The organism is Streptomyces sp. NPDC047017 (assembly GCF_040644175.1).
Classification (GTDB): Bacteria; Actinomycetota; Actinomycetes; order Streptomycetales; family Streptomycetaceae; genus Streptomyces.
The window spans coordinates 20,437-40,999 of the sequence record NZ_JBEYVW010000023.1; the positions used below are offsets into that span (position 1 = coordinate 20,437).

Annotated in this window: 18 protein-coding genes and 1 tRNA gene; 14 read left to right on the top strand and 5 right to left on the bottom strand. The window is 73.9% G+C overall.

Annotation, left to right across the window (positions count from 1 at the left end):
* Positions 1-29: 29 nt before the first annotated feature.
* Positions 30-359: a hypothetical protein gene (locus ABZ858_RS31120; protein ID WP_361386078.1), complete on the top strand. Its 330-nt coding sequence runs from the start codon at positions 30-32 to the stop codon at positions 357-359.
* A 258-nt stretch (positions 360-617) separates the two neighbouring features.
* On the opposite strand, the gene ABZ858_RS31125 is transcribed toward ABZ858_RS31120, so the two are convergent.
* Together ABZ858_RS31125 and ABZ858_RS31130 are read right to left on the bottom strand one after the other, a co-directional pair.
* Positions 618-702 (bottom strand) — tRNA-Ser (locus ABZ858_RS31125).
* Between the two features lie 82 nt (positions 703-784).
* The gene (locus ABZ858_RS31130; protein WP_361386081.1) at positions 785-2,353 is read right to left on the bottom strand and encodes a trypsin-like peptidase domain-containing protein; all 1,569 of its coding nucleotides are present in this window, start codon (positions 2,351-2,353) and stop codon (positions 785-787) included.
* A gap of 301 nt (positions 2,354-2,654) precedes the next feature.
* Between ABZ858_RS31130 and ABZ858_RS31135 the strand changes: the two genes are divergently transcribed.
* From ABZ858_RS31135 to ABZ858_RS31145, 3 genes are all read left to right on the top strand, one after another.
* The gene (locus ABZ858_RS31135) at positions 2,655-3,482 is read left to right on the top strand and encodes a glycerophosphodiester phosphodiesterase (protein ID WP_361386084.1); all 828 of its coding nucleotides are present in this window, start codon (positions 2,655-2,657) and stop codon (positions 3,480-3,482) included.
* A gap of 136 nt (positions 3,483-3,618) precedes the next feature.
* Positions 3,619-4,260, top strand: coding sequence for an ATP-binding protein (locus ABZ858_RS31140; protein ID WP_361386087.1), 642 nt, complete (start codon positions 3,619-3,621; stop codon positions 4,258-4,260).
* A 273-nt stretch (positions 4,261-4,533) separates the two neighbouring features.
* Positions 4,534-5,499: a DUF5926 family protein gene (locus ABZ858_RS31145; protein WP_361386090.1), complete on the top strand. Its 966-nt coding sequence runs from the start codon at positions 4,534-4,536 to the stop codon at positions 5,497-5,499.
* A 263-nt stretch (positions 5,500-5,762) separates the two neighbouring features.
* Here the strand turns inward: ABZ858_RS31145 and ABZ858_RS31150 are convergent, their stop codons facing one another.
* Entirely contained in the window at positions 5,763-6,284 is a 522-nt protein-coding gene (locus ABZ858_RS31150) for a hypothetical protein (protein ID WP_361386410.1), read from the bottom strand.
* A gap of 168 nt (positions 6,285-6,452) precedes the next feature.
* Positions 6,453-7,118 carry a bifunctional DNA primase/polymerase gene (locus tag ABZ858_RS31155; RefSeq protein ID WP_361386093.1) on the bottom strand — a complete coding sequence of 222 codons (666 nt, stop codon included), beginning with the start codon at positions 7,116-7,118 and terminating at the stop codon, positions 6,453-6,455.
* A gap of 505 nt (positions 7,119-7,623) precedes the next feature.
* Here ABZ858_RS31155 and ABZ858_RS31160 point away from each other — a divergent pair.
* From ABZ858_RS31160 to ABZ858_RS31170, 3 genes are all read left to right on the top strand, one after another.
* On the top strand, positions 7,624-9,171 hold the full coding sequence (locus tag ABZ858_RS31160) for a PP2C family protein-serine/threonine phosphatase (protein WP_361386096.1): 1,548 nt from the start codon (positions 7,624-7,626) through the stop codon (positions 9,169-9,171).
* Positions 9,172-9,260: 89 nt separating this feature from the next.
* Positions 9,261-10,718 (top strand): aminopeptidase P family protein, encoded by a 1,458-nt coding sequence (locus ABZ858_RS31165; protein WP_361386099.1) that lies wholly within the window; start codon positions 9,261-9,263, stop codon positions 10,716-10,718.
* Between the two features lie 71 nt (positions 10,719-10,789).
* Positions 10,790-12,154 (top strand): PLP-dependent aminotransferase family protein, encoded by a 1,365-nt coding sequence (locus ABZ858_RS31170; RefSeq protein ID WP_361386413.1) that lies wholly within the window; start codon positions 10,790-10,792, stop codon positions 12,152-12,154.
* Positions 12,155-12,175: 21 nt separating this feature from the next.
* Here ABZ858_RS31170 and ABZ858_RS31175 read toward each other — a convergent pair whose 3' ends face one another.
* Positions 12,176-12,622, bottom strand: a complete 447-nt coding sequence (locus ABZ858_RS31175; protein ID WP_361386102.1) for an ATP-binding protein — start codon at positions 12,620-12,622, stop codon at positions 12,176-12,178.
* A 221-nt stretch (positions 12,623-12,843) separates the two neighbouring features.
* On the opposite strand from ABZ858_RS31175, the gene ABZ858_RS31180 reads away from it, so the two are divergent.
* The 7 genes from ABZ858_RS31180 to pheA all read left to right on the top strand — a co-directional run bounded on the left by ABZ858_RS31180 (position 12,844) and on the right by pheA (position 20,315).
* Positions 12,844-13,815 (top strand): hypothetical protein, encoded by a 972-nt coding sequence (locus ABZ858_RS31180; protein ID WP_361386106.1) that lies wholly within the window; start codon positions 12,844-12,846, stop codon positions 13,813-13,815.
* A gap of 223 nt (positions 13,816-14,038) precedes the next feature.
* Positions 14,039-14,773: a YcnI family protein gene (locus ABZ858_RS31185; RefSeq protein ID WP_361386109.1), complete on the top strand. Its 735-nt coding sequence runs from the start codon at positions 14,039-14,041 to the stop codon at positions 14,771-14,773.
* A gap of 89 nt (positions 14,774-14,862) precedes the next feature.
* Positions 14,863-15,516, top strand: coding sequence for an SCO family protein (locus tag ABZ858_RS31190; protein ID WP_361386112.1), 654 nt, complete (start codon positions 14,863-14,865; stop codon positions 15,514-15,516).
* Entirely contained in the window at positions 15,513-15,989 is a 477-nt protein-coding gene (locus ABZ858_RS31195; RefSeq protein ID WP_361386115.1) for a copper chaperone PCu(A)C, read from the top strand. Before ABZ858_RS31190 ends, ABZ858_RS31195 begins: the two co-directional genes overlap by 4 nt.
* A gap of 13 nt (positions 15,990-16,002) precedes the next feature.
* Complete coding sequence (locus tag ABZ858_RS31200; protein WP_361386118.1) at positions 16,003-18,027, top strand: copper resistance protein CopC; 2,025 nt, start codon at positions 16,003-16,005, stop codon at positions 18,025-18,027.
* Positions 18,028-18,035: 8 nt separating this feature from the next.
* Positions 18,036-19,334, top strand: coding sequence for an iron uptake transporter deferrochelatase/peroxidase subunit (gene efeB, locus ABZ858_RS31205; protein WP_361386121.1), 1,299 nt, complete (start codon positions 18,036-18,038; stop codon positions 19,332-19,334).
* 48 nt (positions 19,335-19,382) lie between these two features.
* Positions 19,383-20,315 (top strand): prephenate dehydratase, encoded by a 933-nt coding sequence (gene pheA, locus ABZ858_RS31210; RefSeq protein ID WP_361386124.1) that lies wholly within the window; start codon positions 19,383-19,385, stop codon positions 20,313-20,315.
* Positions 20,316-20,563 lie beyond the last annotated feature (248 nt).

Here is a 20,563-nt window from a genome sequence, read left to right on the forward strand (position 1 = left end):
TCCGTCGGCTCCCTCCGCATGGAGTGGTGATGCGGTGCGCCCACTGGCGCCGAGTGCCCCTGGAACTGGTGCGGGAAGCGCGGGAGAAGTCATCCGCTGAGCACGTCGACAGGGCAGTGCAGTGCCAACTGTCCGCGCACGACGACGGCGACCACTACGGCCTCCTCGCCGACGTCGGCGAGTACGGGACCGCGCTGTGGCTCCGCTGGCGCGGGAGCACCGAGGCGGAGCAGGCCGTACTGCCGGACTGTCCCGTGGTCGCCTCGGAGCCCGGCGGTGGAGGCTGCGGTCTGTTCGCCGGCCACATCGAGCAACACACCTGGGAAGACACCCCGAAGGAGGTCCCGTGCGTCAGCTGATCACGAGCCGGTCCAACGCCCGGCTCGCTCGCCCCACCGCCTAGCAACGAGAGGTACGGGGCCTGCGGAGGCAATGGAGCCGACTCGTCCGGCAAGAGCTGCGGCACCTGCAACGGGCCGGGCGAGATCTACTGCCGCGCCCTCCGCCAGGACTTCCGCTCGTCGTCAACGGGTAACTGCGGGGACGCGGCGACGGGCGGACAGCGCGGAGCACGGCGGCCCCTGACCGTCTCACCCGGTCAGGGGCCGTTCCTCATGCGGTGGGTGTGGGATTTGAACCCACGGTGACTCGCGCCACGACGGTTTTCAAGACCGTTCCCTTAGGCCGCTCGGGCAACCCACCCCGCGCCGGTCGTGATCGGCGGCGCGGGGACAAGACTAGCCGGTCGGGGAGGGAAGCGCGGTATGCGCGGGTGCGGGCGGAGTCAGTTGTCGCCGTCGCGGGAGGCGAGGACGACGTCGGTGGTGTGGTCCTTGCCGTCGCGCTTGTAGGTGATCGTGACCTTGTCGCCGGGCTTGTGGGTCCAGATCTCGCCGATGAGGGTGGGGCCGGAGTCGATCACCGAGTCGTCGAACTTGGTGATGACGTCGCCGGGCTTGAGGCCGGCCTTGGCGGCGGGGCCGCCCGGCTCGATCGCGGCGGAGCCGCTGGCGCCCTGGTCGGTGATCTTCGCGCCGCTCGTGCCGTCCTGCAGGGAGACCGACGCGCCGATCTTCGCGTACACCGGCTTGCCGGTCTTGATCAGCTGCTGGGCGACGTACTTGGCCTGGTTGATCGGAATGGCGAAGCCCAGGCCGATGGAGCCGGACTGGCCGCCGGAGCCGCCCAGGCCGCCGCTGCTGGAGGACTGGATCGCGGAGTTGATGCCGATCACCGCGCCCCGCGCGTCGAGCAGCGGGCCGCCGGAGTTGCCCGGGTTGATGGAGGCGTCCGTCTGCAGGGCGCTCATGTAGGACGCCTTGCTGTCGCCGCTGCCGTCGCTGGAGGCGACCGGGCGGTTCTTGGCGCTGACGATGCCCGTGGTGACCGTGTTCGACAGGCCGAAGGGGGCGCCGATGGCGATCGTCTCGTCGCCGACGGCCACCTTGTCGGAGTCGCCGAGGACGAGCGGCTTGAGATCCGACGGGGGGTTCTTGAGCTTGATGACGGCGACGTCGTACCCCTGCGCGTGGCCGACGACCTCGGCGTCGTACTTCTTGCCGTCCGGGAAGGTCGCGGTGAGCTTGCCGCCGTCGACGGCGTCGGCCACCACGTGGTTGTTGGTGACGATGTGCCCCTGCGTGTCGAACACGAAGCCGGTGCCGGTGCCGCCCTGGCCGTTGGTGCTCTCGGCCTCGATGGTGACGGTGCTCGGCAGCGCCTTGGCGGCCACGCCCGCGACCGAGTTCGGGTCGCGCTTGACCTGGGCGGCGCCCGTGTCCGAGGCGCTGACCGTGGTGGAGCCGCTGTCGTCGTGCTTGGCGAGGGTGTAGCCGAGGCCGCCGCCCAGGCCGCCGGCGACCAGCGCGGCCACCAGGACCGCGGCGACCAGCCCGCCGCGCCCGCGGCGCTTGGGGGCGGGCTGCTGGTAGCTCGCGCCCCAGCCGGTGGCGCCGCCCGCGCCGGCCCCCGCGCCGCCGGCCGCGTAGGCGGGCACGGCGGGGGGCTGGGGCGGCGGCCAGGAGCCGTCCGCGGGCGGGCCGGCGGGCCTCTGGGGGTGGCCGGGCGCGGCGGAGGTGTCGAAGGTGGAGCGGCCGGGCGTGGCCGGGCCCTCACCGGGGGCCTGCGGGTGCGCCGCTCCGGCCGTGGGCGGCTGCGCCGGGCCCTGGGGCTGCGTCGGCACGGCGTCCTGCTGCGGGGCGGGCACGTGTGGGGGCGCGCTGGGGGGCGGGGGCGTGGCGGCGCCGCTCCCCTGGGGGGCGGACGGCCGCGGGGAGGCTGCGGGGGAATCCACCGGCACGGGGGGTGCGGACGGGGCCGGGGGTACCTCGTTGCCCTCGTTCTCGGTGCTCACAGCTCTTCTCCTCGATCCACGGCTGTTGTTGTCGGTCGCACTCGGTCACGCTCGCTCATGCCTGCCGACGACCCGGCGTGCTCCAGCTGTGCATGTACTTCTGTATGCCCTCAGCTTTTCCCACGGGCCGTCAGAGCACCATAAGCGGTTGCTGTGGGCAGGTTGTCATTCTTTATATAAGTCATTTCAGAGTAATCGGGCGGATCATCCTCGTCCGTCCGTCTCCGCCGGTCCCCCGGCCCGCCTCGCCCCGTCCGCGCCCGCCGTCACGCCTGCCCCCTCTCGATGGCACCATGACGCGGTGACCCACGCACGGCAGCACCAGATCCAGGTCGTCGCCCACCGCGGAGCCTCCGAGGCCGCTCCGGAACACACCCTGGCCGCCTACCGTACGGCGATCGAGGACGGCGCGGACGCCCTCGAATGCGACGTACGCTTGACCGCGGACGGCCACCTCGTGTGCGTGCACGACCGTCGCGTCAACCGTACGTCGAACGGCCGCGGAGCGGTGTCCGCCCTGGAACTCGCCGACCTCGCCGCACTGGACTTCGGTTCCTGGCCCGCGCGCGGCTCCCGGCGGGGCCGGGACGAGGAGCCCGACTGGGAGGTGCGGCCCGAGGACCCCGAGGACACCTCCGTGCTCACCCTGGAGCGGCTGCTGGAACTCGTCGCCGACGCCGGCCGGCGGGTGGAGCTGGCCATCGAGACCAAGCACCCCACGCGCTGGGCCGGACAGGTGGAGGAACGGCTGCTGGCCCTGCTGCAGCGGTTCGGGCTGGACGCGCCCGCCCGCGCGGAGGAGTCGCCGGTGCGCGTGATGAGCTTCTCGCCCCGCTCGCTGCACCGGGTGCGGGCCGCCGCCCCGACCCTGCCGACCGTGTACCTGATGCAGTTCGTCTCCCCCCGGCTGCGGGACGGGCGGCTGCCCGCGGGGGTGCGGATCGCGGGGCCCTCGATCCGGATCGTGCGCAGTCATCCGGACTATGTCGAGCGGCTGAAAAGCGCCGGTCATCAAGTGCATGTGTGGACGGTGAACGAGCCCGAGGACGTCACTCTCTGCACCGAGCTGGGCGTCGACGCCCTCATCACCAATCGCCCGCGTGCGGTTCTGCGTCAGCTCGGCCGCTGATCGTGCGCGGAGCTTGACCGGGGCGGGCGCGTGCCGCATTCTCCGGCGTGGGCCATACCGAAGATTTCCGGCCACCCAGCGATGTGTTGTCACAGGGAGTGCTCCGGCGCGTTCGGTGCGTGTTCGATCACCGCGAATGCGTCGCCGGGCGGCGTATGGCCGGTTTCCGGTACAGGCCAATGGGGCATCCACACCGTGGCGTGGGGCGAAGGAGGTCTCGGGGGTGGCGTTGGTGGTGGCACAGGAAGTGCCCACGTCGTCGAGCATGGCCGTACCCCATGGCCCTGCGGGCGTGGGGGAAGCAAGGCACCGGATGCGCGATCAGCTGCGCAGGGGTGGCGTGGCGGAATCGGTCATCGACGATGCCGTACTGATCCTTTCCGAACTTCTGAGCAATGCCTGCCGACACGGCCGGCCGCTGGGCGGCGTCCCGGCGGGTGACGGTGACGTCCGGGCCGCGTGGCGCGTGGACACGGGCGGCAGGCTCCTCGTCGAGGTGACGGACGGGGGCGGCCCGACCCGCCCGGCGCCCGCCACCCCCTCGGTCACCGCGCACGGCGGCCGCGGGCTGAACATCATCACGGCGCTCTGCGACGACTGGGGCGTCCGGGACGACGTCCGCGGCGAGATCACCGTGTGGGTCGTCGTCCACGACGACGTGCACGACCCGGACGCCTGCCACCGCCGGGACGACTTCGCCGCCCGCGTGACCGCGCCCGCGGTGGCGGCCCTTCCCGAACTGAGCTTCGCCGACGCCGCCTTCGACGAACTGGACTGAGACAGGGCAGGGGTCACAGACTCCAGGACCAGGACCAGGACCAGGACCAGGACCAGGACCAGGAACAGGGCCAGGACCAGGACCAAGCCGGGGACGGCCGCGGTCGCCGGGCGCCGGGCGCCGGTCCACGACCGCAGGCCCCCCACAGCCTCGGCCCGCCCGCAGCCCCAGGTTGTCCACAACCACCGCTCCGTCCACAGCTTCCCGTCCTCGACGGTGTGAACGACTAGGCTCGCGCCCGTACGAGACGAGCCGTAACCGGGAGACACCCAGATGGCCAAGAAGCGACCCCAGACGAAGGCCGAGCGCCCGCAGCTCACGGACGGAGAGATCCCGGTGGTCGGCGCCCGCGAGCCGTGCCCCTGCGGCAGCGGCCGGCGCTACAAGGCGTGCCACGGGCGGGCCGCCGCGCACGCGGCGACCGAGCTGGTGCGGCGGCCGTTCGAGGGGCTGCCCGGCGAGTGCGACTGGGTGGCGCTGCGCGAGCTGGTCCCCGCCGCCACCGTCGAGCTGACCCTGCGGGAGGACCTGCCCGAGGGCGTGCCGTCGGTCCGGCTGGCCACCGTCCTGCCGATGGCCTGGCCCGCGCTGCGCCGCGACGACGGCTCGGTGCTGCTCGGCCTGCAGAACGACACGGCGTCCGGCGACATCAGCCGCGACCTCGCCGACACCCTGCGGCGCGCCCTGGAGGCCGAGCCCGGAACGCCGGTGCAGGGCCGCCGCGCCCCCGCCGACGGGCCCCGCCTCCAGGACCTGCTCGACCCCGAGGCCCCCTGCGCGCCGGAGGTGCACGAGGGCTTCGAGTTCTGGGTTCCGGACGCGGAGCACGCGACGGCGGAGGTGACCGCCTCCCTGGAGCGGGCCAACGCCGCGGCCATCCCGACCGTGCGCCTGGCGGGCGTCGGGGCCGCGTACTGGTGCGAGACCCCGGAGAAGAACCACCTGCGCTGGGTGATGCCGCACCCGGAGGAGGAACTCCTGGACGCGCTCGCCCGGCTGCACGCGGCGGGCACCTCCAGCCTCGGTGAGGGCACCCGCCTGGTCGGTTCCTTCCGCGCCCACGGCCTCACGGTGCCCGTCTGGGACCTGCCCAGCGGCGTCGGCGCCCAGGACGTGGAGAAGCCGGCCGCCGAGTTCGCCGAGCGGCTGGCCGCGGCGCTGGCCTCGGACGCCCCGCTGACCGCCGAGGAGCGCCGGGCCCGCGGCGGTCTGACCAACCGGCAGGTCACGCTCAGCTGACCCGCCGGCGCACCGGGCGCGCTGACCGACCGGTCAGCCGAACGCCTCGCACGGAACAGGAGCCTCCAGATGTCAACTCCCGTTCCTTGCAGATCAGTCGGTGACCGGAAAAGCAGCCTTGGCGGTGACCGGAAAGCCGAGTTCGAATTTGCGAACCGCGGATCTCTTGTTACCGTTCCAGTAGCCCGGTTGCTGGTGCATCCCCCGTCGCCAGCAACCGGGTCTTTCCATGTGCATCGCCGCTCACCGAGCGCACCCGCACGTCAACCGTCCGTCTCCGCAGGGGAGTTGCTCCCCGAGCGCAGCAACAGCGGTCCGTGCCCGGCGCGTCCCGCGAACTCCGCGACGGCCGTGTAGTCCGCCGGTGCCCCCCGGGTGTGCTCCCGGGGCGTCTCGCACATCCCCGGCTCGTCGTCGCCGTCCAGGGCGCAGTGCGTCCGCACGGTGCGGTCGCCGGGGCCCATGAGGGTGAGGGCGGCGTCCAGCGGTCCGCCGGTCGTGTCGCGGTAGTAGGTGCGCGCCCAGGTGTCCGCGCCCTGGGTCAGTACACAGGTCTGCGCCTCGACGCCTGCGGGCGAGGAGACCTGCGGGCCGCATCGGGCGGCGGTGGCCAGGCCCAGGCCGAGCAGGGAGGGGGAGCGGGAGCCGCCGGGCGCCGCAGACGGCAGTTTGTCGTCGCCGCGCGGCAGGGCGCGCGGCGCGGAGGGCGCGTCGCCGCGGTCGCCGACCTGGCCCGCGGACGCCACGGCCAGCGGCAGTACGACGGCGCACACGACGATGCCCATGAGGGCCAGCAGCCGCACGCGCCGGGGGTCCGGCCGCCCGGGCGGCGGCGTCCGGTCCTCGGGCCCGCTTCCGTGGCCGTCTCCGCTTCCAGGTCCCTCGGGATCACGCAGCATAAGGGGACGATAACGAGCGAAACGGGCGCCCGGTCCCGGCGCGCCCCGGCGCCCCTACAACTCGGGCGCGCTCACACCCGTACGAGTGAGGGCGTCCACGACGGCGTCCACCACGGCCTCCACGTCGGGCACCCAGGGCGCGGCGGAGCCGGGCAGCGGCGCGCGTTCCCAGCGGACCGGTCCGGTGCCGGTCTCGGAGGGCGGCAGCGCGAGATAGCCGCCCTCGCCGTGGAAGCGGAGCGAGCCGGGCACGAAGTCCTTGGCGTAGAGGAGTTCGCCGAGCTGCTCCATGGAGTACGGGCGCACCAGGATCGCCCAGCGCGCGGGCGAGGCGACGACCGGGCCGAGCCGCAGTCCTGCCCGGTCGAGGGCGTGGAGGGCGCGGGCGGCGGCGAGGGCCGGCAGGCTCACCGCGCAGGGGGCGGTGCCGCCGGTGGCCAGGACGATCGGCGCGGTGGGCCGGTTGGTCCACCACCAGCGCACCATCCGGGCGTTCGTGGTGGCCGCGAGGAGACCGGGATCGAACGGGTGTGCGCCGGGCACCGTGCAGTCCGGGTCGGGGCAGCCGCAGCGGCCGGGCCGGTGCGGGTCGGGCGCCACGCCCGGGAGTACCGGCCACTGCCAGCGGGCGGCGATGGTCAGGGCCGAGCCGATCGGCTCGGGCCCCCCGCCGCCGCGCCGGGACAGGAGCCTGCGTCGCCTTCCGGGGATCTCGCGCATGAGCGCTCGTCCTTTCCGTTGCACCGCTGGCAACACGTGGACCACATCACAACATCATGTGCCGATCACTTCACTGTGCGTACCTGATGGCGCATCACACCCGTGCCTTCGGGCACGGGGGCCCCTCCGGGCCGGGCATCGGGCTGCTTCCGCGGCAGCCCCGCCCCTGCCGCTTCGGACAAGAGCATGGACGTGGCGTGGGGTGGCGGAGCCTGGCGTTTCGCTGTCGCGCGTTCTGCTCCCCGCCGCCGTCACGCGAGGATGGGGCACGGCCGTCGGTGGATAGGACGCCCGGGTCCGTCGCCAGGTTCCGGGTGGCTGCCAACCACCCCTGGCCTTCTCCGAGTACGTACCCATCACGACCGCTGTGACGCTCTGTGGAGCAAACCCAGTCGACCGCAATAAGCCGTTACCCGAGGCAGTTTCAAGCCAACTTCGTTGTGGCGCAAGAGGTCTGGCGCAAGACCTCGCCGGACTCGCTGACACCAGGAATACCGGCAGGACAATGCTGGACATCCCCTCACGAGTGCGTGTACATGTGGAGACACTGCCGGCGGCGCAGAAGGACATGGGGGTTCGCGATGCTTTTGAGCAGTACGCACCGGTCGGAAAGCCGGACGCCATGAACGCCCCGCACCCTCCGAAAGTGGCTGGAATCGATTCAACGGTTCCCTCACCCGCACACACTGTCGCGCCCGCACCCGCAGCCCCTGGCGCCCCACCGGCCGCCGCCCCGAACGGCGCGCACTCCCCGCACCCCGCCCACCCGCCGGGAGCCGTGCTGCAGGACCGGCTCGCCGGCTGGGTGTCCGACCTCACCACCCTGCACGAGCTGACCGAACGCCTGGCCCGCACCAGCGGGCTCGACGCCGCCCTGAAGGAACTGCTGCGCGCCGGTGCCGCCCTCGTGGGCGCCCGGCGCGGTCTCGTCGTACTGGAACCCGGCGACGGGCTCGGCCCCGACACCACCGTCGGCCTCGGCCTCGCCCACGCCGACCTCGGCCACATCGAGACCGTGCCGCGCGGCGCGATGCCCCACGGCGCCCTCCTGGAGGCCACCGCCGGACCGCCCGGCGGCGAGGGCGAGTCGGTCCACCCGGACCTGTTCGCCGAGGACGGCCTCGACCCCCGCCACCGCGAGGTCGCCGCCCGCCTCGGCTACGCCGCCGGCTACGCGCTGCCCCTGTCCACCGAGGCCGCCGGACGGCTCGGCGCCGCGCTGTGGCTCTACGACGAGCCCGCGCAGCCGGACGCACGCCGGCGCCATCTCGCCGGCCTCTACGTCCGCTTCGCCACCGAGCACCTCGCGCGCCTGCTGGAGACGGAGCGCACGCGCGCGTGCATGGCGACGATGTACGAGGAGCTGCTGCCCTCCCGGCTGCCCCGGGTCCCCGGCGTGCAGCTCGCCGCCCGGCACCGCACCGGCCCGCGCGGCGGCGGCGACTGGTACGACGCGCTGCCGCTGCCCGAGGCCGCGCTCGGCCTGGCGGTCGGCTCGGTCACCGGCACCGGGCCCGGCGCGGTCGCCGCGACCGGCCGGCTGCGGGCGTCGCTGCGGGCGTACGCGGTGATGGAGGGCGAGGACCCCGTCGCCGTCCTCTCCGACCTGGAACTGCTGCTGCGGCTGACCGAGCCGGCCCGGTCCGCCACCGCGCTGTTCGCCTACTGCGAGCCCGCGCTGCGCCGGATCACCCTGGCCGGCGCCGGGCACTGCCCGCCGCTGCTGACCGGCGAGCGGCGCACCGAGTTCGTGGAGACCTCGGTGTCCGCGCCGCTGGGCATGCTCGCCTGTTGGGAGGCGCCCAGTGCGGAGTTCCAGGTGAGCGCAGGCGAAACGGTGCTGCTCTACACCGACGGGCTGCTGCACCGCGCCGGCGACAGCGTCGACCGCGCCTTCGCCCGGCTGCACGCGGCCGCGGCGGGCGTCCCGCGCGCGGTGCGCCACGACCCCGCCGCCGTCGCCGACCACGTGCTGCGCACGGTCCTGCCCGACGGCCTGGACGTGACCGGCGGCACGGAGGACGTGGTGCTGCTCGCGGCCCGCTTCGAGTAGCCCGCGGACCTTCCGCCCACGGCCCCCAGGGCCCCTTCCGTACGACCGTACGATGGGGGTGGTCCAGTGCCGTATCGAGGAGGAAGACCGTGGCGGAGGAGCAGCCGGCGACCCCGGAGACTGCCGAGGAAGAGCCGATCAAGCAGCGCAAGAACGGCCTGTACGCGGGCGTGTCCGACGAGCTGGCCGAGAGCATGAAGTCCGGCTGGGCCGACACGGAGCTGCGTGACCTCCGGCCGGTCGAGCAGGCGGAGCACACCGCCCGCCGCCGCGCCGCGCTGTCCGCCCGCTTCCCCGGTGAGCGCCTGGTGATCCCCGCGGGCAACCTGAGGACCCGCTCCAACGACACCGAGTACGCCTTCCGCGCCTCGGTCGAGTACGCCTACCTCACCGGCGACCAGGCCGAGGACGGCGTGCTGGTCCTGGAGCCCGCCGCGGACGGCCACCGGGAGACGATCTACCTGCTGCCCCGCTCCGACCGGGAGAACGGCGAGTTCTGGCTGGACGGGCAGGGCGAGCTGTGGGTCGGCCGCCGCCACTCCCTGGCCGAGTCCGAGGCGCTGTACGGCATCCCGGCCGCCGATGTGCGCGAGCTGGCGGAGAAGCTGCGCGCGGCCACCGGTCCGGTCCGCGTGGTGCGCGGCCACGACGCCGGCATCGAGGCCGCGCTGACCGACAAGGTCACCGCCGAGCGCGACGAGGAGCTGCGCGTCTTCCTCTCCGAGGCCCGCCTGGTCAAGGACGACTTCGAGGTCGGCGAGCTGCAGAAGGCCGTCGACTCCACCGTGCGCGGCTTCGAGGACGTGGTGAAGGTCCTCGACCGGGCCGAGGCGACCAGCGAGCGCTACATCGAGGGAACGTTCTTCCTCCGCGCGCGCGTGGAGGGCAACGACGTCGGCTACGGCACCATCGCCGCCGCCGGCCCGCACGCCTGCACGCTGCACTGGGTGCGCAACGACGGCCCGGTCCGCTCCGGCGACCTGCTGCTGCTCGACGCCGGCGTGGAGACGCACTCCCTCTACACCGCGGACGTCACGCGCACCCTGCCGGTGGGCGGCACGTACAGCGAACTCCAGAAGAAGATCTACGACGCCGTGTACGAGGCCCAGGAGGCCGGCATCGCGGCGGTGCGGCCGGGCGCCAAGTACCGCGACTTCCACGACGCCGCGCAGCGCGTGCTGGCCGAGAAGCTCGTGGAGTGGGGCCTGGCCGAGGGCCCGGTCGAGCGGGTGCTCGAACTGGGCCTGCAGCGCCGCTGGACCCTGCACGGCACCGGCCACATGCTCGGCCTGGACGTCCACGACTGCGCCGTCGCGCGCACCGAGACGTACGTGGACGGCACGCTGGAGCCGGGCATGGTCCTCACCGTCGAGCCGGGCCTGTACTTCCAGGCCGACGACCTGACGGTCCCCGCGGAGTACCGCGGCATCGGGGTCCGCATCGAGGACGACATCCTGGTCACCGAGGACGGCAACCGGAACCTGTCCGCCGGGCTGCCGCGCCGGTCGGACGAGGTCGAGGCGTGGATGGCGGCCCTGAAGGGCTGATACGCAAGGAGCGGCCGGGTGCCTGGGCGGTGCCCGGCCGTACACATGCCCAGGGGGAGGGTTTCGTGGACGTGGACGACTTCTGGTCCGGGGTCGGGGTGGACCTGCATCTGGAACCGGACGCGGCGGCCGGCCGCCGGGCCGGCCTGGAGAAGGCGCTCAGGGACGCCGTGCGCGAGGGGCGGCTGACGCCCGGGACCCGACTGCCGGCGACCCGGCGCCTGGCCTGCGAGCTGGGCATCTCGCGCGGCACCGCCAAGGCGGCCTACGACCAGCTCGTGGCCGAGGGGTATCTGACGGCCCGGCAGGGCTCCGGGACCCGGGTCGCCGCACTGCCCACCGTCGCGGCGGAGGAGCCCGGAGCGGCGGCACGCGCGCGTGCGCCCCGGTTCGACCTGCGGCCCGGCAGCCCGGACGTGGGCGCGTTCCCGGCGGCGGCCTGGCTGCGGGCGCTGCGCCGGGCCATCGCGACGGCGCCCTCCCTGGCGTACGACTACGGCGACCCGCGCGGCCGCGTCGAACTGCGCACCGCGCTGTCGGGCTATCTGGGCCGGGCGCGCGGGGTGATCGCGCCGCCCGAGCGGATCGTCGTCACCTCCGGGTACGTGCAGGGGCTGGCCCTGCTCACGCGGGTGCTGGACGGCGGCGCGGTCGCCATGGAGGACCCCGGGCTGCCCTTCCACCGGGAGGTGGTGCGGCGCAACGGCGGCCAGGTGGTGCCGGTCCGGGTCGACGAGCGGGGCGTGCGCGTGCCGGACCAGGAGGCGCGGGCCGTCGTGGTCACGCCCGCGCACCAGTACCCGACCGGCGTGACCCTGCACCCCGAGCGACGGCGCGCGCTGACCGACTGGGCCCGCGCGCACGGCGCCCTGATCGTCGAGGACGACTACGACGGCGAGTTCCGCTACGACCGCCAGCCCGTCGGCGCGCTCCAGGGCATGGCCCCGCATCAGGTCGCCTATCTGGGCACGGCCTCCAAGACCCTCGGCCCGGCGCTGCGGCTGGGCTGGATGGTGCTGCCGCCGCGGCTGGTGGACGCGGTGGCCGACGCCAAGCTGCACAGCGACCACCACACCGAGACCATCGGGCAGCTCGCGCTCGCCGAACTCGTCGACAGCCACGCCTACGACCGGCACGTCCGCGCCTGCCGGCTGCGCTACCGGCGCCGCCGCGACCAGCTCCTGGACCGGCTGGGCGCACACCGGCGCGTCCGCGGGATCGCGGCCGGGCTGCACGCGCTGATCGACGTCGACGACGAGGACGACGTACTGGCCCGCGCGGCGGCGGAGGGCCTGGCGCTCGGCCGCCTCGGCGACCACTGGCACACACCCGGCGCGGGACGGCCGCGGGGGCTGGTCGTCGGGTACGGCACGCCCCGGGAGCGGGTGTACCCGGAGGCGCTGGACGTGCTGGCGAAGGTGCTGGAGGGGGCGTGAGGGGCGCTTCGGTGAGCGCCGCTAGACCGCCATCAGCGGTGCGCCCGTGCGCCACTTGAGGATCTTGTCGAAGCTGACCACCGCGCCGCGGCGCCCCGGTCCGTCGCCGATGTGGACGTGGTCGGCGAGTTCCCGGATGAGGCACAGGCCGCGGCCGTGCTCGGCCTCGGCGTGCGGGACGCGCACCGGCACCCGGCGGCCGCCGCCCGGGAAACCGGGGCCGGCGTCGGCCACCTCGATCCGGCACGTCTCCCCGTCGAGGTAGGCGGTGACGCGGTACGCCGCGGGGGAACCGGCGTCCCCGCCGTGCTCGACGGCGTTCGCGCACGCCTCGCTGAGGGCGACGGACAGGTCGTAGGAGATGTCGGGGTCGACGCCCGCGGTCTCCATCGCGCCGAGCAGCAGCCGCCGGGCGAGCGGCACGCTCGCGGCGTCACGCCGCAGATGGAGTGACCACCAGATGCTCATGCTCCAGCCTCCCGGCCGCGGGTCGACATACCGTTACGTATTGCCCGGCGTGTCCGGCCGTAAGCACCGAGTCGCCACCGGAACCTCCGATCGGCGGATGCGGCCGGAACGGAATCGGTGTATGCGCGCCGTCCAGGGACGGAAGGTGACCTTCCGGGCGTACCGCATCTTGCGGACCTGCCGCACGGCGGGCGGGAGCCCAGTGCGATGATGAGCGCGCCATGACTGCCCCCCACCCGCGCACGGCACGCGCCGGACGCGATCTCAGGCTGCTGCGGGCCGCGGTGTTCGCCGCGGTCTGCGTCGTGCTGGCCGCGGCCGGGCACACGCTGGGCTCGTGCGCCGCCGTCCCGCTGTGGACGCTGGGCGTGGGATTCCTGGGGGCACTCCTCGTCGTCGTCCCGCTCGCCGGGCGGGCCCGCTCCCTGCCCGGGATCGCGACGCTGCTCGCGGTCGGCCAGACCGTCCTGCACACGCTCTTCGGGCTGGGGCAGCACGGCATGGCGGGCATGGGGTCCGGGGCGATGTCCATGGGGCCGATGGGTGCCATGGGCCCTGCGGGTGCCATGGGCTCCGCGGGCCCTGTGGGTTCCATAGGTTCGGCGGGCTCCCTGGGGTCCTGGGGACCGGCGGGTTCCGTGGGGTCGATGGCGGCCGTGGGGCCGGCGGGTTCCGCCGGGCACCCGCTGACCGACGCCGCGCTGGTGGAACAGGCCGCGCGGTACGTGTGCGGCACCACCGCGGCGGCGATCAGCCCGTCCCAGGCGTTCCGGATCCTCACCGACGCGCACCTGTACTCCGGTCCCGCCCCGGACGCGGCCGCCGCCCACCCGGCGGACACCCTGTCCGGCTCCGGCTCGTGGTTGGCGCTGCTGCCGTCCCTGCCGATGCTGCTCGGCCATGTGCTGGCCGCGCTCGTCGCGGGCTGGCTGCTGCGCCGCGGCGACCTCGCCCTGCTGCGGCTGATCGAACTGTCCGCGCACGGGGTCGCCGAGGGGGCGCTCGTACGCTCGCTGCGCGGGGCGCTCGCCCTGATGTGCGCGCTGTGCGCGGGACTGCCCACGGCGCCCGGGACGGGACCGCGCTTCGTGCGCGCCGCCGGCTCCGCGCCCCTGGCGCCCGCCACCGTCGCGCTCCAGCACACGGTGATCCGCCGCGGCCCGCCGGCCGCCGCCCTCGCCCTCGCCGCCTGACACGACGCGACCAGCACTCCACCGGACTCGGCCCGAGCGGCCCGCCGGAGGCAGCGGCCGCCGTCGTGCGGCACACGCGCGTGCCCGTCGCCGGATGTCCGCCCCCGCGGGCGCCCCGGCGCACGCGCCCCTCCCTGTCACCGGACCCACCGGATCGCGCCGGACCACCGGATCACCCGGTCGCCGGCCCCCCGGACTCACTCGAAGTGGAGTGCTCTTCGTCATGAAGGCCATCAGCCGCAGGACCTCTCGTCTCGCCACCGTCGGCGCCCTCGCGGGCACGGCCGTCCTCGCCGTGTCCGTCCCCGCGTTCGCGCACGTCACCGTGCAGCCGGAGGGGGCCGCGGCCAAGGGCGGCTACGCCGTCGTCGACTTCAAGGTCCCCAACGAGCGCGACAACGCCTCCACCACCCGGCTGGAGGTCAACTTCCCCGCCGACCACCCGCTCGCCTCGGTGATGCCGCAGCCGATCGACGGCTGGAAGATCGACGTCACCAAGTCCAAGCTGGCCAAGCCGCTGGAGACGCACGGCGAGAAGATCTCCGAGGCCGTCACCAAGGTCACCTGGACCGCCACCGACGGCAAGGGCGTCCAGCCGGGCTACTTCGAGAAGTTCCCGCTCTCGATCGGCGCGCTGCCCCAGGACACCGACCAGCTCGTCTTCAAGGCCCTGCAGACGTACTCCGACAAGGAGGTCGTCCGCTGGATCGAGGTCCCGCAGAAGGGCCAGGACGAGCCGGAGAACCCGGCGCCCACCCTGCAGCTGACCGCGGCCGCCGGCACCGGCGCCGCGGCCCAGAACACCGCCGCCGGCGCGAAGCCCGCCGCCGAGAACACCGCCGCCGCCAAGAGCGGCAGCGACACCACCGCCCGGGTCCTCGGCGTCGTGGGCATCGTCGTCGGCGCGGCGGGCGTGGCGTTCGGCGTGTTCGCCGGACGCCGGCGGACCGCCGCCTGACCTGCCCGTCCGCGCCGCGCACCGGGTCCGTACGCCGCTCGCGTACGGCCCGGTGCGCGCCGCAGTTCTCACATCTGGGACATTTTCCTATGCGCAAGAAGACGTTCGCCGCGGCCGCCCTGCTCGCCGCCGCCACGATGACCCTCTCCGCCTGCGGCAGCGGCAGCGGCGACAGCGAGAAGCCCGCCGCCGTGGTCTCCGAGGACACCGCGCAGCGGGCCGCGACGGTGCTCGACCAGCCGTACGAGAAGCCGGATCTGGTCCTCACCGACACCCACGGCAAGAAGTACGACCTCCGCGCCGAGACCGCGGGCCGGCCCACGCTCATCTACTTCGGCTACACCCACTGCCCCGACGTCTGCCCGCTGACGATGAACAACCTCGCGGTCGCCAAGCAGGCACTGCCCAAGGCCGAGCAGGACAAGCTGCGGGTCGTGTTCGTCACCACCGACCCGGGCCGCGACACGCCTGCCGAGCTGGGCAAGTGGCTCAAGGGCATCGACCCGCAGTTCATCGGCCTGACCGGCGGCTTCGCCACCATCGAGGCCGGCGCGCGCAGCATCGGCATCACCGTCGAACCGACGAAGAAGGACAAGAACGGCAAGCTGGTCTCGGTGCACGGCGCGCAGGTGGTCGCCTTCTCGCCGAAGAACAACACCGGGTACGTCGTCTACGGCGAGAACGCCTCCGTCGACGACTACACCAAGGACCTGCCCAAGCTCATCAAGGGAGAGAACCCGTGAGGCGCCGGACAGCGGGAGCCATAGTGACCGCGGGGGCCGTGACGGGCGCCCTGCTGCTGACCGGGTGCGGCGGGTCCGCCTCGGGTTCCGAGGGCGGCGGTCCCGAACTGTCCGTCAGCGCCGCCTACATGCCCCAGCCGGTCTCGGACTCGATGGCGGCCGGCTTCCTGACCATCACCAACAAGGGCGGTGCGCAGGACGAGCTGACCTCGGTCACCAGCGCCGCCGCCGGCTCGGTCACCGTGCACGAGACCACCGGCGGGGCGATGCGGGAGGTCGACCGGCTCGCCGTCCCCGCACACGGCCGGCTGGTGTTCAGGACAGGGGGTGACCACCTGATGTTCGACATGCTCAAGCGCAAGCCCGAGCAGGGCCAGACGGTCCTGGTCGAGCTGCACTTCGCCACGTCCGGTGACATCAAGGTCGAGATGCCGGTGAAGTCCGCCACGTACAACCCCGCGACCGGACACTGAGGGAGGGACCACCTTGACGCGGACCACCGCCCCCCGCCCGCGGACCCTGGTACTGCTGTTCCTGGCCGTCGCCGGCGCGCTGCTGGCCGGCGCCGGGCCCGCCTCCGCGCATGCCGCGCTGCTCGGCAGCGACCCCCGGCAGGGGGCGGTGGTCGCCAAGGCCCCGACCCAGGTCTCGCTGACCTTCTCCGAGCAGGTCGCCATGAACGACGACTCGGTACGGGTGCTCGATCCGCAGGGCAAGCGCGTCGACGCCGGGAAGCCGGCCGGTGTCAGCGGCTCCACCTATGCCGTGCGGCTGCGCGGCGGCCTGGCCAAGGGCACCTACACCGTCGCCTATCAGGTGATCTCGGCCGACAGCCATCCCGTCGGCGGCGCCTACACCTTCTCGATCGGCGCGCCCTCCAAGACCTCGGTCGTGGCGGACGGCGGCCAGGAGGTGGGCGGCGGCACGGTCGGCCTGCTCTACGGGATCGGCCGGTACGTGTCGTACGCCGGGTTCATCGTGCTGGCCGGCGGTGCCGCCTTCGTGCTGGCCTGCTGGCGGCGCGGGGCCGGGGTGCGGGCCGTGCAGCGGCTCGTCGTCTCCGGCTGGGTGGCGCTCACCGCGGCCACCCTGACGCTGCTGCTCCTGCGCGGCGCGTACACCACCTCCGGCAAGCTCGGGGACATCGTCGACCTGAACCTGCTCGGGCAGGTGCTCCAGACCAAGTCGGGCGCGGCCCTCGTCTCCCGGCTGCTGCTGCTCGCCGCGGCGGCGCTCTTCGTCGCGGTGCTCTTCGGGGCGTACGAGAAGCGGGCGGACGAGGAGAAACGGGACCTGACCTTCGGGCTGGCCATCGGCGGTACCGTCGTCGCCGCCGGGCTCGCGGCGAGCTGGGCGATGGCCGAGCACGCCTCGGTGGGCCTGCAGCCGGGCATCGCGATGCCGGTCGACGTCCTGCACCTGCTGGCCGTCGCCGCCTGGCTCGGCGGGCTCGTCGCCCTCCTGGTGGCGCTGTACCGGGCGCCCGCCGGCACCCCGGTCGAGTCCGACGCCGTACGCCGTTTCTCCCGGGTCGCCTTCGGCTCGGTCGCCACGCTCGTCGCCACCGGCACCTACCAGTCCTGGCGCCAGCTCGGCTCCTGGTCCGCGCTGACCGGCACCCGCTACGGGCAGCTGCTGCTGGTCAAGGTCGGCCTGGTGGCGGTGATGGTGGGGCTCGCGTGGTTCTCCCGGCGCTGGACGGGGCGGCTGGCGGACGTGGGGGCCGCGAAGGTGTCGGACGCGGTGGCCGCGGAGACGTCGGATGCGGTGGCCGCGAAGACGTCCGGCACGGCCCGTGCGAAGGAACAGGCCGGTGCTGGGGGGCAGGCCGGTGCTGGGGGGCAGGCCCGTGCGAAGGAACTCGTGCGCGGCAAGGAGACCGTCGCCGCGGACGCTGGCGCGGGCGCGGCGGACGGTGACGCGCGGCGGGCCGCCCAGCTCGCCCGGCAGCGGGCCGCCGTGGACTCCGCCCGGCTCAAACGGCTGCGCGACGCCGATCCGAACCGGTTCGGGCTGCGCCGCTCCGTGCTGGCGGAGGCGGCCGTCGCCGTCGTGCTGCTCGTGGTGACCACCGTGCTGACCCAGACCGAACCGGGCCGCACCCAGGAAGAGGCCAAGGCCGCCGCCTCGTCCTCGTCCTCCTCTTCTTCCTCGTCGTCCGCGTCGGCGGGTGCGGTCACCCTCGACATGCCGTTCGACACCGGCGGCCAGAACGGCAAGGGTGTCGTACGGCTCGACATCGACCCCGCCCGGGTGGGCGCCAACGAGCTGCACGTCTACGTCCAGCGGCCGGACGGGCAGCCCTTCGACATCCCCGAGGTCAAGCTGGCCTTCACCCTGGCCGCGCAGAACGTCGGCCCGCTGCCGGTGGCCCCCGGCCACATCGCCACCGGACACTGGGCGGCGGACGGGGTGCAGATCCCGATGGCGGGCGACTGGAAGGTCGACGTGACCGTGCGGACCTCCGACATCGACCAGGTGACCGTCACCAAGAACGCGCAGATCGGCTGAGCCTGACCATGACCCACCAGACCACTCCGGAGGCCGTCTCCCCGGGCGCGCCGCCCGCCGTGCCCGCGCCCGGGAAGGACGGCACCGCCGCCACGGAGGGCGTCTCGCGCAGACGGCTGCTCGGCGCGGCCGGCGCCACCGGGCTCGTCCTCGGGGCGGCGGGCGCGGCCGCCGGTTACGCGGCGGCGCCCGCCGGGGCCACCCCGCTGACCTCGCTGGGTTCGGACCGGGCGGTGTTTCACGTGAAACACCAGCCCGGCATCACCGACGCCCTCCAGTCCTGCGGCCATCTCGTCGCCTTCGACCTGGCGGCGGGCGCGGGCCGCAAGGAGGCCGCCGCGCTGCTGCGCCGCTGGTCGGACACGGCCGACCGGCTGATGGCGGGCGAGCCGGCCGCGCACGGGGACACCGATGTCGCCCGGGACGCCGGACCCTCCTCGCTGACGGTCACCTTCGGCTTCGGCCGTTCCTTCTTCGACCGCACGGGCCTGCAGAAGCAGCGGCCGGCCGCTCTCGCCCCGCTGCCCGACTTCTCCTCGGACCGGCTCGACAAGGCGCGCAGCGATGGTGACCTGTGGGTGCAGATCGGCGCCGACGACGCCCTGGTCGCCTTCCACGCCCTGCGGGCCGTGCAGAAGGAGGCGGGCGGCGCGGCCCGGGTGCGCTGGCAGATGAACGGCTTCAACCGTTCGCCGGGCGCCACCCCGCGTCCCATGACCGCCCGCAACCTGATGGGCCAGGTCGACGGCACCAACAACCCGAAGCCCGGCGACGCCGACTTCGACCGGCGCCTCTTCGTCCCGGCCGGGGGCGAGCCCGCCTGGATGGCGCACGGCTCCTACGCCGTCGTACGGCGGGTCCGGATGCTCCTGGACGACTGGGAGAAGCTGTCGACCGCCCGGCAGGAGAGCGTCATCGGGCGCCGGAAGTCCGACGGCGCCCCGCTCAGCGGCGGTACCGAGGCGACCCCCATGGACCTGGAGAAGACAGGCGCGGACGGCTCCTTCGTGGTCCCGGTCAACGCGCACGCCCGGATCACCCGGCCTGACCAGAACGGCGGCGCCGCCATGCTCCGCCGCCCCTTCTCGTACCACGACGGCATCGGCGCCGACGGCTCCCCGGACGCGGGGCTGCTGTTCGTCTGCTGGCAGGCCGATCCGCTGCGGGGCTTCGTGCCGGTGCAGCGCAAGCTGGACCGCGGGGACGCGTTGTCGCAGTTCGTCCGGCACGAGGCGAGCGGGCTGTTCGCGGTGCCGGGCGGGGCGGCGAAGGGCGAGTACGTGGGGCAGCGGCTGCTGGAGGGGTGAGCCCAGGATCGGTGCCCCGTCCCGCGTGGCGGCCATTAGGGTGAGGCCATGCCAGCCAGCTACGCGTATCTCGGCCCCGAGGGCACCTTCACGGAAGTCGCCCTGCGGACGCTGCCCGAGGCGGCCACCCGGCAGCTGGTCCCTTACGTGTCCGTGCAATCCGCGCTGGACGCGGTGCGCACCGGCGAGGCCGAGGCCGCCTTCGTGCCGATCGAGAACTCCGTCGAGGGCGGCATCACCGCGACGCTCGACGAGCTGGTCGCGGGCCGGCCGCTGATGATCTACCGCGAGGTGCTCCTGTCGATCACCTTCGCGCTGCTGGTCAGGCCGGGTACCGAGCTGTCCGGCATCCGGACCGTCACCGCCCACCCGGCCGCGCAGCCGCAGGTGCGCAACTGGCTGAAGGAGAACCTCCCCGAGGCCCGCTGGGAGTCGGCCGCCTCGAACGCGGACGGCGCCCGCCTGGTGCAGGAGGGCCGTTACGACGCCGCGTTCGCCGGGGAGTTCGCGGCGGCGCGTTACGGCCTGGTGCCGCTGGAGACGGGCATCCACGACGCGGAGAACGCGCAGACCCGGTTCGTCCTGGTCGGCCGTCCGGCGCGGCCCGCCGCCCCGAGCGGCGCCGACAAGACCTCCGTGGTCCTGTGGCAGCGCGACGACCACCCCGGCGGGCTGCGTGACCTGCTGGGCGAGTTCGCCGGCCGGGGCATCAACCTCATGCTGCTGCAGTCCCGCCCGACCGGCGCCGGCATCGGCAACTACTGCTTCTGCGTGGACGCCGAGGGCCATATCGACGACCGCCGGATGGCCGAGGCGCTGACGGGGCTGAAGCGGATCTGCCTTCAGATGCGGTTCCTCGGCTCCTACCCGCGCGCGGACCTCGGCCCGGCGGGCGTGCGGCTGCCGTCCACGGGCACCTCGGACGAGGAGTTCATGGCGGCGGCGGACTGGGTGGCGCGCTGTCAGGACGGCCGTTTCTAGCCAGGAGCGGTCTGGGGGTGACCGTTGGTGACCGGTCCTACCTGCAGATCTTCGTTGTCCACAGAAGTTATCCACAGGCACTCTTCTCGACCTGGGGACAAGTCGACACCGGACCGCGAGTCGGTCGACAAATCGGCCCTCGGCCGCCCTCCCGGGCCGCCGCCCGGCAGGTCACCCTTCGTCCACCCGTTTCCTGTCGTTCATCTTTTGGGGCGACCCTTTTCCACCCGAAAGTGGGTGTCGGGCGG

Bases quoted from the DNA above. Each gene is read 5' to 3' on its own strand.
- ABZ858_RS31120 (WP_361386078.1), top strand. From the start codon at position 30: ATGCGGTGCGCCCACTGGCGCCGAGTGCCCCTGGAACTGGTGCGGGAA.
- ABZ858_RS31140 (WP_361386087.1), top strand. From the start codon at position 3,619: ATGCGTCGCCGGGCGGCGTATGGCCGGTTTCCGGTACAGGCCAATGGG.
- ABZ858_RS31145 (WP_361386090.1), top strand. From the start codon at position 4,534: ATGGCCAAGAAGCGACCCCAGACGAAGGCCGAGCGCCCGCAGCTCACG.
- ABZ858_RS31150 (WP_361386410.1), bottom strand. From the start codon at position 6,284: ATGGGCATCGTCGTGTGCGCCGTCGTACTGCCGCTGGCCGTGGCGTCC.
- ABZ858_RS31155 (WP_361386093.1), bottom strand. From the start codon at position 7,118: ATGCGCGAGATCCCCGGAAGGCGACGCAGGCTCCTGTCCCGGCGCGGC.
- ABZ858_RS31160 (WP_361386096.1), top strand. From the start codon at position 7,624: ATGCTGGACATCCCCTCACGAGTGCGTGTACATGTGGAGACACTGCCG.
- ABZ858_RS31175 (WP_361386102.1), bottom strand. From the start codon at position 12,622: ATGAGCATCTGGTGGTCACTCCATCTGCGGCGTGACGCCGCGAGCGTG.
- ABZ858_RS31180 (WP_361386106.1), top strand. From the start codon at position 12,844: ATGACTGCCCCCCACCCGCGCACGGCACGCGCCGGACGCGATCTCAGG.
- ABZ858_RS31185 (WP_361386109.1), top strand. From the start codon at position 14,039: ATGAAGGCCATCAGCCGCAGGACCTCTCGTCTCGCCACCGTCGGCGCC.
- ABZ858_RS31190 (WP_361386112.1), top strand. From the start codon at position 14,863: ATGCGCAAGAAGACGTTCGCCGCGGCCGCCCTGCTCGCCGCCGCCACG.
- efeB (WP_361386121.1), top strand. From the start codon at position 18,036: ATGACCCACCAGACCACTCCGGAGGCCGTCTCCCCGGGCGCGCCGCCC.
- pheA (WP_361386124.1), top strand. From the start codon at position 19,383: ATGCCAGCCAGCTACGCGTATCTCGGCCCCGAGGGCACCTTCACGGAA.